The sequence below is a fragment of the Flavobacterium sp. genome (assembly GCF_027533505.1).
Lineage (GTDB): Bacteria > Bacteroidota > Bacteroidia > Flavobacteriales > Flavobacteriaceae > Flavobacterium.
In genome coordinates this window covers 1-9,892 of record NZ_JAPZUB010000026.1, presented here as the reverse complement: position 1 = coordinate 9,892, position 9,892 = coordinate 1, and the positions used below count along the sequence as shown (strand labels likewise).

Genomic DNA, 9,892 nt, shown 5'->3' with positions numbered 1-9,892 from the left:
AAAGTGTGGTTTGACGTTGATTGTAGTGTTTGAAATTCATGTCTAATCATCTGTAAATCAGATATAAATATACAAATTGCAACTCTTTTATGCAAGAAAAAACGTAAAAAAAAACCGTCTCAAGTTGTGAGACGGCTTCTTACTTTTTTTATTTACTATTGATTTTCAACAATTCAACTTCAAAAATTAAATCCGCTTTGGGAGGAATAACGCCTCCTGCACCGCGTTCCCCATAGGCTAATTTGTAGGGAATGTAAAACTTATACTTGGCGCCTTCGGGCATTAATTGCACCCCTTCGGTCCATCCGGGAATTACTTGGTTTAATCCAAAATCGATGGGTTGCCCGCGTTGCACACTACTGTCAAATATTTTACCATCGGTCAACATACCCGTGTAATGCACTTTTACATTACTCGTTGCCACGGGTTTTTCCCCTGTACCGGGTTGCAACACAATGTAGCGCAAGCCACTGGGGGTTATTTGTCCTTTTTCTTCAAATTCTTTTAAGGCTGCCGCATTGGCCAATTTACGGGCCTCTTCCGCTTTTTGTTCTTCCAAGGCTACGCTCGCATAATAATCGCTAAAAACTTTGGGTGCATCAAAGGCTTTGGCCGCAGCTCCCTGACGAATAATGGTTACTTTGGTCATCGGGTCGTTTTGCGCTATCGCAAAGACCACTTCCTGTCCTGTTATGATTTTTCCAAAAATCGTATGCTTACCGTTTAACCACGCAGTTTCTTTGTGGGTGATAAAAAACTGCGACCCATTGGTTTTCGGACCCGCATTGGCCATCGCTAAGATACCCGGTCCGGTAAATTTATCGTCGGTGATTTCGTCTTTAAAAGCATAGCCAGACCCCCCGGAACCGTTTCCAGCTGGATCGCCGCCTTGAATCATAAAGTCTTTAATAACGCGGTGAAAAAGCAAGCCGTCGTAAAATTTCTTTCCTTTTAGTGGCGCCGACACATACGGATGTGTTCCTTCGGCTAATGCCACAAAATTGGCTACGGTGATGGGTGTTTTTTGGTAATACAATTCCAAGAGCATTTTTCCTTTCGGCGTTTCAATTTCGGCATACATTCCGTCGGCAAGGGAAGGTTTTTTGGCTACAGGAGCGGCTATGGCCTTGGTGACTTTTGCTTTGGGTTTTGCAGTTGTTTTTTTGGGTGTTTGTGCTTGGGCCACCACGGTACATAACAACAATACGCCTATTCCTTTGAATATTGATTTCATCATTTAGGTTGTTTTATTATGGTTTAACTAATTCTAATTCAAATATCAAATCGGTGTTGGGGGGAATTACCTTTCCGGCTCCCGTTTCACCATAACCGAGCGCTGCAGGAATGAAAAGCACCACTTTATCGCCGTAGTGCATCAAGTTCAACCCTTCCATAAATCCCGGAATGGCGCCGGTCTTGGCACCCGCTTGCATCGGTAGCGGAGCATAGCCGCCCATGCCGTCTTTTTGCGCGTTGTAATTGCCCATTTTTTTGGCCAAATCCAAACGGCTGGTGTCAAAGAGTGTGCCGTTTTCAAAAAAACCAGCGTACTGCACCAACAAATTATCGCCCATGTTGGGTTTTCCACCGTTGCCTTTTTCCAATACATAATAGGCCAAACCGCTTTTGGTAACGGTAGCTTTTGGACGAAGTTCGGCAAAGAAACGCTGTTTTTCGGCTTCGTATACTTTTAAATTCGCCGCATCGATTTTGGCTTGTTTTTTTTGTTTCTCGGCTTCAGCGCTAAAATAATCGGAAAATACTTTGACGGCATCAAACTTTTTGGCAGCTTCTCCCTTGCGGATAATCGTTACACTGATCAATTGATCGTACAACTTAATTTGTTCCACCACACTCATTCCATCGCCTTCTACACGCCCAAAAATAGTGTGCTTCCCGTCCAACCACGGCGTCGGAACAATAGTGATAAAAAACTGACTGCTGTTGGTGCCCGGCCCCGAATTGGCCATGGCTAACAGTCCGCCTTTGTCGAAGCGCAATTTTGAGATTTCGTCTTTAAATTTGTAACCGGCATCGCCCGAACCCGTTCCTGAGGGATCGCCCGTTTGTACCATGAAATCTTCGGCATCGCCATTGTTTTTTGAAATCACGCGGTGAAAACGGATACCGTCGTAGAGATTTTTATCTTTATATTCCTCCCGAACAAACGGATTCGTTCCTTCGGCCAGGGTGATAAAATTGGCTACCGTCACGGGAGCATTTTCATAATCCAACCGCAACAAAATCGTTCCTTTGTCGGTTTCCAATTCGGCATAGAGTCCGTCTTTCAATTGGGCATGCTCGTCTTTGCAACTTTGAAAGCCAAGGGCAAGCACCAAAAGTATTCCTGTGAGTAAGCGTTTCATTATTGTTCGTTTAATTTATTTTCGGGTCTAAAATCAGTGAGCGTCACTTTGCAAATGATGGGTTCGTTTGTACCAATACGGCGGTTGTCGCCATGGTAGCCATAGGCCATGTGGGACGGAAACAAAAACGTCACGGTTTCATTTTTTCGCATCAACTTCAAGCCGTGTTGCAACCCGGTAATGATGGTTTGCTTGTCCACCCGGTACGACTGTCCTTTGAGCTCCAAGTCGGAGTAGATAACATTCCCATCCAAGTCCTTGATTTCATAGTCAAAAAAAGCAATATCCCCTTTTTTCGGACGCAAGGTGTCGGTGGTATTTTTCTTTTCATAATAATACCAATAGCCTTTTTTGGAGGCAATGTATTGAATGTTGGTATTGCTCTTAATGATCGAATCGATTTTGGTCTCCTCGTTTTTAATGAGCTTTTTATTGCGTTCCACCGAAGCTTTCATAAATGCTCCAGAAGAATGCGAAACGGGACGCCGGGCCTGTTGTTGTTGGCACCCTATTGTGAGGGACAACAGGGCCAAAATCATAACTAAAACAAATTTCTTACTCATAGCGATCGGATTAGGGGTGGTGTTGGTGTATTAATTTTTCAAAGCGTGCCACGGTGGCCTCTAAACTTTCGTAGGATTTTCCACCGGCTGCATTTTGGTGTCCGCCTCCTTGAAAATGGTCCCGCGCAAACTGATTGACATCGAAGGGGCCTTGGGAGCGGAAGGATATTTTGATCAAACCTTCGTCGCGGTGTTCGATAAACAATGCTGTCAACTGAATGTCTTTGATGGAAAGGCCATAGTTCACAATGCCTTCGGTATCGCCTTTGACGTAATGAAACGTGTCCAATTCTTCCTGTGAAAGGGTGGCATACGAGGTCTTGAATTCAGGAATAACCTTTAAATTTTGCAACGCTCGACCGAGTAGTTGTAAACGGTCGTAGGAGTTGTTATCGTATAAAAGCGTGGGGATTTCAGTATTGGGTACGCCCAAATCGATAAATTCGGCCACGATACGGTGGGTTTCGCCTGTGGTTTTTGGGAATCGAAATTGCCCCGAATCGGTCATAATGCCCGTATACAAACAGGTAGCTACCGTTTTATTAATCCATTGGCTTTCGCCCAATTGATGTAAAAAATGATACACCATTTCACAAGTCGAGCCGTAACGAGTATCGGAGTAGGTGTATTTTGCATACGTGTCGGGACGTTCGTGGTGGTCGATCATCACGAGGGGCACGGTGAGTGTTTTGAGCACTTGCTCCATATCACCAGTACGGTGTAAGGCATTGAAATCGAGGGTAAACACCAACGATTGTTCCCGCAGCCAAGCACTCCAACGGGGACGGTCGTGTTCAAAAATCGCCACTTCCTCGGCACCGGGTAACCATTTTAAAAAGTCGGGAAAGTCATTGGGTGATATCACTTTTACCGTATGACCGCCTTGTTGCAGCGCGTGGGCTAAACCAAGTGTGCTTCCCATGGCATCACCATCCGGGTTGCGGTGGGGAATAATTGCAATGGACTGCGGCGACGCTAAAACGGAACGTAAGGCCAATAAATCGTTTGTATTCATAGCTTGCGAAGGTACTAAAATTTGCCAAATGCATAAATGTGATGAACGCAATTCCCCAACAATTTTTTGTTTTTTTTCGACCAAAGAAAACCGACCCCTTTCCTGCGTTAATGCTACCGCTATACGAACTTTTTGGGGAGAAAACACCCTCTTGTCCTGAAAAGTCCGCTCTTGTCCGCTAAAGTCTGCTTTTGTCCGATGCGAGGGAAATAACGCGCTGTTTGCTGTTTTGTTCTGGTTTTGTTCGGACCTCCTTCGGGACTTGTTCGGGAGTTCTTCGGGAAATCGCCCCAAAACGGGGGTTTTGCCGAACAAGGTCCGAACAAGGTCCGAACAAGACCCCTGTCAGCTCCCTGTTTTCAAGGGATTGCCAATGGGGTTGCGGGAAAGGGTTGCCCTCCGATTTAATTGCGATACGGGAGCTCATATTCTTGGGCGATTGCTTCAATTTGGGTACGAATCTCCGACCCCAATGTTTCGATTTGGAGTTCAATTGTTGTTGCCGTATTTCCTGGGGTATTCTTTTCCTGCAACTGGTCGATTATTTCCTGAATACGTTGCTCGTGCAACTCACAAAAGCGAAGGTATTTTTGGTGTAAGCGGCGAACTTTTGGAGGGAGATTGGGGTTGTCAAGGCGTTGGAGTAGTGCTTTGTTTTTGCGCCAGTACACCAAACCGGTTTCTTTCAATTGCTCGAGGTATTCGTCGCGAGAGTCCCCTTCGTAGTGGTAACTGTCGAGGGCAATGGATTCGTTATCGGCAAATTCCTCGAGCGCCATCCAGTAGTGAAACAGTTGTAAACGGGGCTGTTGGCTTGTAAGGGTATATGCATTGCCCCCGATGACGATTAGGGTAAACACCACCGCAAGAACGCTTTGTTGTATTGTTTGATTGGTCGGTAACAAATGGAATCCGAGTCCCCATAGCATCCCTGCCCCAAAGCCCCCCAAATGTGCAGCGGCATCAATGCCTTCCTCAAAACTGCCGATTAAGTTCAATCCCACCAAAACACTGATGGCAATCCAAGTCGAAGCATTCATTCGGTGGGTGATGGATCGGAATACGAGCGCAGTACACAAAAAGCCGAAAAGACCAAAAACGGCTCCCGATGCCCCTATACACACGATATTTTCATTCCAAAAAAGACTGCAACTGCTCGCTACGAGTCCGCTACTGAGGTACAAGGCCGCCATTCTTTTTTTACCCAAAAAAGGTTCGAGCCACAATCCCACCAGTGCCATACCCAGGGCATTGGAGAGCAGGTGAAACAGGTTGGCATGCAAAAACAGCGCTGTTCCCAACCGCCACCACTCGCCGTCGAGCGTGCGTAGGGTGAAGTTAGCGCCCCAATGTACGAGCTGTTCGGGGTTGGCATGCCACGGACTTACCCCGTTGGCCACCATGATGATCCAGAGGAGTACGTTGAGGCCGATGAGCGCGGGTGTGAACGTGTACCCAGGAGCCGGAATGAGTATAGAAAGTGGGGTATAAAACTGTTTGATGACCGGTGTGGGTTTGAGGCGTTGGGCGATGAGCGCCGCTTGTTCTTGAAGACTGGCTTCGAGGTAGGCCTCTTCTAGGGTAATAGTTGCGCTTTTCTTTTTGAGGGAATTGAAGGCGTTGATAAACAGATCGATGTTTTTACCATTGCGGCCGGCATCATAGAGTTGGTTTCCATTGGAGGCCGAACGGAGCGCAATTTCACCCTCCAGGCATTCCAGGGTAAAGGTTTCGTTCCAACTCCCCGCATAGTTGAGGGTAGTGGCGGTAACGGAGGTTTCGGTAATGGCTATAAGGGGCCAGCGCAACTCGCGGCAAACGCGAAACGCCAGGTACCGGTTGAGCGCATTTGAACCTCCAGATTGGGGCAGATACCGAACTTCTTGTGCAGGAAAACCAAAAGCCATAGGAGAAAATATTGGGCAAAGATACGAAGTTGTTAGCCCCCTAGCCCCCAAAGGGGGAATTTGATTAACGATTGTTGATTATTGATTGTTGATTTTTGAATGCCGGTTGTTGGTTAGCTCCCTAGCCCCCAAAGGGGGAATAGTTGTTGGTTCTGTTATAAAGCTGCTGAGACGCTGAGCTGCTGAGCCTTTTGGAGTGGGAAGGAGATTACCGACTCCAAAGGGGAATAGTTGTTGGTTCTGTTATAAAGCTGCTGAGATGCTGAGCTGCTGAGACGCTGAGCCTTTTGGAGTGGGAAGGAGATTGCCCGACTCCAAAGGGGAATAGTTGTTGATACTGTTATAAAGTTGCTGAGACGCTGAGCTGCTGAGCCGCTGAGCCTTTTGGTGGGGGAAGGAGATTGTCCGACTCCAAAGGGGGAATAGTTGTTGATACTGTTATAAAGCTGCTGAGACGCTAAGCTGCTGAGCCGCTGAGCCTTTTGGAGTGGGAAGGAGATTACCGACTCCAAAGGGGGAATAGTTGTTGATACTGTTATAAAGCTGCTGAGACGCTGAGCTGCTGAGCCGCTGAGCCTTTTGGTGGGGGGAAGGAGATTGCCCGACTCCGCAAAGAGTTTTTATGAAAAGCTCCGCATCCCGAAGCTTCGGGATGCGGAGCTCTGTAGATATATTGGACACTATGCGGAGCTGAGTTCAGGACTTTGGCTGGATGCTGTTCTAATACCTTTAAAAAAAGCCTATGAAATATAATACTGAACTATTACAAGTAACATTTTTTTTATGTATTTGTCTTTATTTTTTAAGGTATTATTATAAAAGAGAAAAAAAGAAAGATACTTCTAATGAAACTGAATTTAGTACCCTTTATAGTTTTAGAGCATATTCATTTTTAATTTTTGTTTCTGTTATTTGTATTATAAAGATTGTAGTTGAAATAATTAAAATAATTCACTAAAGTAAAAAAAACCAGCTCCGCAAAGAGTTCATATGAAAAGCTCCGCATCCCGTAGCTTCAGGAACCGGCTTTGCGGCATAAGTAAAAACAAAGCCACCTTCACGGGTAGGTTTTGGTTCATACATGTACTCTGTCTATGAAAGTTGCTATGAAGTTCTAATGAAGTTCTTTACTTTTTGTCTTGACAGAGGTGAGTCGTAAGTGAAATAGTCGTTAGACATTAGTCGTTGGACGTTAGTCAAGGAGGACATGTAAGCACGCCCATTTATAATTTAAAATTCAACATTTAAAATAACTCCAAAAGGGGTCTTTGCTCTTGTTTCTTTGCTCTTTCTTCTTTTCTCTTTCTTCTCAACGGCAAACGAATTGTCGTTAGCCATTAGTCGTTGGACGTTAGTCAAGGAGGACGTGTTAGCACGCTCATTTATAATTTAAAATACAACATTTAAAATAACTCCAAAAAGGTTTTTTTCTTGCTTCTTTTTTCTGCCGCTATCAACAATGCTATTTTGGTATAGTTTTGTATAGTGGGTTATGGCTCACCGATTGAAGGGTTAATTTTCGCTGGTTTTCGACTATTTTTTATAGATTTCGACTATGGGTTTTAGTTCTTTTTTTCATGGACTTCTCATGGACTATCTATGGAGTATCTATGGCGCATCTATGGACCATTCTAGGGGGAGCTGTTTTTTGAGGCTTTTTTGTCACTTTTATTCAGAATTTAGTATACATGGGAAGCGTATCGTCCAAAATTTTCATACAGATTGTGAAATAAATCCTGCTATAGTTTTACAAATAAGTTAGCGCTAATACTTCCAAACGAGAATTACTGGAAGCAAAAAATATCCGTAAAAAAATTACGGCAATGTTTTTTTATATATTTGCAATAAAAAACAATAATGTTAACAAAATTCAAAGTATCAAATTTTAAAAGTTTTAATAAAGATTTTACGCTTGATTTAACTGAAACAAACGGATATACTTTTAATAGTGAATGTATAAAAAATGGTATTGTAAATAATGCATTAGTTTACGGACATAATGGTGTGGGTAAATCAAACTTAGCCCTAGCAATATTTGACATAATCGAAAATTTAACTGATAGAAATAAAAATGACACTGAATATTCAGCATATTTAAATGCATATAATAGTTCCGATACAGCTGACTTCCATTATGAATTTTTAATAAATTCCAACAAAGTTGTTTACGAATATAAAAAAACTGATCATAAAACTATTGTATATGAAAAGTTCCTTATTAATGATGAGGAGCTTGCTTTTCTTGATAGAAGAATGAATAACAATGCAGTGATTAAATTCAAAGGCGCTGAAACTTTAAAGACTGAAATCAATAATAACAATTTAGCATTATTAAAATATATAAAGAATAATTCCGAATTAGATCAAGATCATAATAATTCAGTTTTTAACGATTTTTTTAAGTTTATTGAAGGGTTGTTATTTTTTAGGTCTTTACAAACCAATTATTATTTAGGAATAGAACTAGGGCCAAAAAAAGTTGCAGAAGACATTATTGAAAAAAATAATGTTGCAGATTTAGAAAGGTTTTTAAATGAAGCTGGTGTTGAATGTAAATTAACAGTAATTGATTTAGACGATAAAAAAACATTAGCTTTTGATTTTAACGGAAAAACAATTCCGTTTTACAACATAGCTTCGCAAGGTACAAGAGCACTTGTTTTGTTTTACTTTTGGTTTCAAAGAATTAAAGAAAAATCAAAAGTTTCGTTTCTTTTCATTGATGAGTTTGATGCATTTTATCACCATGAATTATCAGCACTGATTGTTAAAGAATTAAAGCAAACAGGAGTCCAATTCATACTTACAACACATAATACATCAATTATTACAAATGATTTATTGAGACCTGATTGTTATTTTTTAATGAATAAAAATGTAATTCGTTCTCTATCAAAAAGCACTCCTAAGGAATTAAGAGAAGCTCACAATATTGAAAAAATGTACAAAGCAGGAACATTTTATGTCGAATAATATTTTATTTGTATTTGAGGGAGAAAAAACAGAGAAGCAAATTACCGATAATTTCTCTCAATATTTCTTGGATAAGAATACTCTAATAACATGTGCTTTTTGTAACAATCTTTATCAACTGTATGAAGAAATAGTCAAAGATGAAGATTTAGACACTTTTTTTTTATTGAAAGAAAAAGATAATAACAAGGTCATATTAGAGGAGTTTAATAGAGAAGATTTTGCCGAGATTTATATGTTCTTTGACTATGATGGCCATGACACTCAAGCTAATGATGAAAAAATAAAACAACTTTTAGATTTCTTCTATGAGGAAACCGACAAAGGAAAACTTTACATTAGTTATCCTATGGTTGAATCATTAAAGCATTTCATTGATTTTGAAACTTTTCAATATTTAAAAGTTCTTTGTAAGATAAATGTAAACTATAAAAAATTAGTCAGTGAAGATTGTCTTAAAAGCCTAATCCAATTCAAAAAATATGACATTGAAGTATGGAAATTGTTATGTGTAGCACATTTACAAAAAATGAATTTTATTGTAAATGATATTTATGTCCTTCCAAATTCATTAATTCTGCAAATTGAAATTTTTGAAAAACAATTGTCAAAGTATATAAACGTAGATTCTACGGTTGGTGTCTTAAGTGCTTTTCCAATCTTCCTACATGACTATTTTGGCAATGAGGGAATTAAACAAATTATCAAATAATTACTACCGCTTAAAGCCCTTATCCGCTACAGCTTGTTTTTCTTGAGTTGAACTTCTTTTTTCACGTAAAATGTTATCTTAACGTACAGTACGCAGTTCGCTGGATTCGCTACAGTCGGATAGCTGCGAAATGGTAAGCTAATACTAAATTCACTCCACACCACCAAACAAAAACCAAGGTATTTTTCCTGAAGAACGTAGGTATTTTTCCTTAGTTAGTCATCCCTTAAAAAACAAATAACTGCCTGATTGTTATTTTATTACAATAAAATTTAGCTAGAAATAGATGATAATTATTGCCAAAAATGGTATATTTGAGTATAAAATAGTGGCAATATGTTAGGCAAAATAAAACC

General features: G+C 40.9%; 7 protein-coding genes. 2 read left to right on the top strand and 5 right to left on the bottom strand.

What is annotated here, in order from left to right; genetic code table 11:
• Positions 1–148: 148 nt before the first annotated feature.
• The 5 genes from O9316_RS05560 to O9316_RS05540 form a co-directional block, all read right to left on the bottom strand.
• Positions 149–1,237: a peptidylprolyl isomerase gene (locus O9316_RS05560; RefSeq protein WP_366941518.1), complete on the bottom strand. Its 1,089-nt coding sequence runs from the start codon at positions 1,235–1,237 to the stop codon at positions 149–151.
• 13 nt (positions 1,238–1,250) lie between these two features.
• On the bottom strand, positions 1,251–2,366 hold the full coding sequence (locus O9316_RS05555) for a peptidylprolyl isomerase (protein WP_298203400.1): 1,116 nt from the start codon (positions 2,364–2,366) through the stop codon (positions 1,251–1,253).
• The gene (gene gldI, locus O9316_RS05550) at positions 2,366–2,929 is read right to left on the bottom strand and encodes a gliding motility-associated peptidyl-prolyl isomerase GldI (protein WP_298203399.1); all 564 of its coding nucleotides are present in this window, start codon (positions 2,927–2,929) and stop codon (positions 2,366–2,368) included. The genes O9316_RS05555 and gldI overlap by 1 nt, the downstream gene beginning before the upstream one ends.
• A gap of 10 nt (positions 2,930–2,939) precedes the next feature.
• Positions 2,940–3,944, bottom strand: coding sequence for a bifunctional oligoribonuclease/PAP phosphatase NrnA (locus O9316_RS05545; RefSeq protein WP_298203398.1), 1,005 nt, complete (start codon positions 3,942–3,944; stop codon positions 2,940–2,942).
• 404 nt (positions 3,945–4,348) lie between these two features.
• Complete coding sequence (locus O9316_RS05540) at positions 4,349–5,851, bottom strand: rhomboid family intramembrane serine protease (RefSeq protein WP_298203397.1); 1,503 nt, start codon at positions 5,849–5,851, stop codon at positions 4,349–4,351.
• Positions 5,852–7,708: 1,857 nt separating this feature from the next.
• Here O9316_RS05540 and O9316_RS05535 point away from each other — a divergent pair.
• Together O9316_RS05535 and O9316_RS05530 are read left to right on the top strand one after the other, a co-directional pair.
• Complete coding sequence (locus tag O9316_RS05535; protein WP_298347057.1) at positions 7,709–8,824, top strand: ATP/GTP-binding protein; 1,116 nt, start codon at positions 7,709–7,711, stop codon at positions 8,822–8,824.
• Positions 8,814–9,536 (top strand): hypothetical protein, encoded by a 723-nt coding sequence (locus O9316_RS05530; RefSeq protein ID WP_298347056.1) that lies wholly within the window; start codon positions 8,814–8,816, stop codon positions 9,534–9,536. The genes O9316_RS05535 and O9316_RS05530 overlap by 11 nt, the downstream gene beginning before the upstream one ends.
• The last annotated feature ends 356 nt before the right edge of the window (positions 9,537–9,892 follow it).

Coding starts and splice junctions, on each gene's coding strand:
- O9316_RS05560 (WP_366941518.1), bottom strand. CDS start 1,237: ATGATGAAATCAATATTCAAAGGAATAGGCGTATTGTTGTTATGTACC.
- O9316_RS05555 (WP_298203400.1), bottom strand. CDS start 2,366: ATGAAACGCTTACTCACAGGAATACTTTTGGTGCTTGCCCTTGGCTTT.
- gldI (WP_298203399.1), bottom strand. CDS start 2,929: ATGAGTAAGAAATTTGTTTTAGTTATGATTTTGGCCCTGTTGTCCCTC.
- O9316_RS05545 (WP_298203398.1), bottom strand. CDS start 3,944: ATGAATACAAACGATTTATTGGCCTTACGTTCCGTTTTAGCGTCGCCG.
- O9316_RS05540 (WP_298203397.1), bottom strand. CDS start 5,851: ATGGCTTTTGGTTTTCCTGCACAAGAAGTTCGGTATCTGCCCCAATCT.
- O9316_RS05535 (WP_298347057.1), top strand. CDS start 7,709: ATGTTAACAAAATTCAAAGTATCAAATTTTAAAAGTTTTAATAAAGAT.
- O9316_RS05530 (WP_298347056.1), top strand. CDS start 8,814: ATGTCGAATAATATTTTATTTGTATTTGAGGGAGAAAAAACAGAGAAG.